The sequence below is a fragment of the Paracoccus shandongensis genome (assembly GCF_017315735.1).
Taxonomy (GTDB): Bacteria; Pseudomonadota; Alphaproteobacteria; order Rhodobacterales; family Rhodobacteraceae; genus Paracoccus; species Paracoccus shandongensis.
In genome coordinates this window covers 1-1,741 of record NZ_JAFLRK010000074.1, presented here as the reverse complement: position 1 = coordinate 1,741, position 1,741 = coordinate 1, and the positions used below count along the sequence as shown (strand labels likewise).

General features: G+C 73.2%; 2 protein-coding genes. One reads left to right on the top strand and one right to left on the bottom strand.

Annotated elements, in window-relative coordinates; genetic code table 11:
• Nucleotides 1-631, bottom strand: a 631-nt coding sequence (locus tag JX613_RS19630) for a cytochrome b (protein WP_207103156.1), incomplete at its 3' end; no start/stop codon positions are given.
• Between the two features lie 167 nt (nt 632-798).
• On the opposite strand from JX613_RS19630, the gene JX613_RS19625 reads away from it, so the two are divergent.
• Nucleotides 799-1,741: sigma-54-dependent Fis family transcriptional regulator (locus JX613_RS19625; RefSeq protein WP_207103155.1), on the top strand; the 943-nt coding region annotated here is incomplete at its 3' end.

Here is a 1,741-nt window from a genome sequence, read left to right as displayed (position 1 = left end):
CCAGGGCGGTGCCCGCCGCGAAGACGGCGATGGCGGCCAGGGCGGGCGTCCGGTGGCGGCGCGCGGTGGCGGGGCCCGCAGGGCGTCCGCGCAGCATCCGGGCCAGCACGCCGTCGCGGTCGATCAGCGCGTGCTTCAGCGCGCCCGCCACATGCAGGGCCACCGCGCCGATCAGCAGCCAGGCGAAGGTCTGGTGGACCGATGCCATGGTCTCGGCCAGGTGCGGCGATTTCGGCACCAGGGGCAGGCCCTGGCCCAGGGGCCACAGGATCGGGGCATAGCCTTCGGTCGCGGCATGTTCGATCCAGCCCGACAGCGGCACCAGCAGCAGCGCGGCATACAGGATCCAGTGGACGCTTTCGGCCAGAAAGGTTTCCAGCCTGCGCTCGGGGTGGACGGGCAGGGGGCGGGGCTGGCTGACGGCCCAGAGGATGCGGATCCCCGCCACCGCGAAGGCCGCGATCCCCAGCGTCTTGTGCAGGGAAAACAGCCGGACCTTGGCGTCGATCGCCTCCAACGGCAGGCGGTTGGCCGCGAGGCCCAGGGCGATGTTGCCCCCGATGATCAGCGCCGTCAGCCAGTGCAGCGTGCGGGCGATGCCGCCATAGCGGCGGGGCGTGTTGCGGGGCATGGCGTCTCCTGGCTGGCGGGCTTGGGCCTTGTCTAGCGGGACTTGGGCCGGGACTGAATGGGGCCGGGCGCACAGGGGCTGTGCGCCACCGCAGGGACGATGGTCCTCTGGACAGGGGGCGCGCCTTGTGCCTTGCTGGACCGGACCGCTGCGGATGGAGGAGGACCATGCGCGACAGGGACCACCTGGCCGAGATCGACCGCGTGCTGAAGGGGCAGGCCACGGGCCGCGACGGCGTGGTGCAGCGCAGCTGGCGGCGCTGCGTGGAACGCTGGGGCCTGGACCCCGCGCGCCCGTCCCCCGCCCATATCGTGACCGAGGCCGAGCTGCGCAGCCACCGCGAGCAGTCCGAGCGCCTGATCGCCATCGCCCGGTCGGGCCTTGGCGCGCTGTTCCGGCAGGTGGCGGGGCAGAACTATGTCCTGCTGCTGGCGGACGCCAAGGGCGTGACGGTGGACTTCTTCGGCGACAACCGCTTCGAGGGCGAGCTGCGCCAGGCCGGGCTTTACCTGGGGTCGGACTGGTCGGAACACCTGGCGGGCACCTGCGGGGTCGGCGCCTGCATCGTCACGGGCGAGCCCGTGACGATCCATCAGTCCGATCACTTCGACCTGCACCACACGCCCCTGTCCTGCACCGCCGCGCCGATCTTCGACACCACAGGGCAACTGACGGCGGTGCTGGATCTGTCGCTGCTGCGGTCCCCGCAGCCCAAGGCCAGCCAGAACCTGGCGATGACCCTGGTGCGCGCCTCGGCCCGGCGGGTCGAGATGGCGAACCTGATGGCCGTGTCGCGCCGCGATTGGGTCTTGCGCCTGTCCTCGGCCCCCGATTTCCTGGAGGTGGACCCCGAGGCCGCGGTCGCGCTGGACGCCGGGGGCCGGGTGATCGGCATGACCCATGCGGCCCAGGCGGCCCTGGGCGCGGACCTGCTGGGCCGGCGGCTGGACGAGGTGGCCGCCCTCACGATGGACGACCTGCCCGACCTGATGCGCGGCCGCCCGGCCGAGGACCGGGTGATCCGCCTGCGCGACGGGCGGGCGCTGTTCGGCCATGCCATCGCGCCCCAGGCCGCCCGCCTGCCGCGCGGCCAGCCGCTGCTGCCGGGGG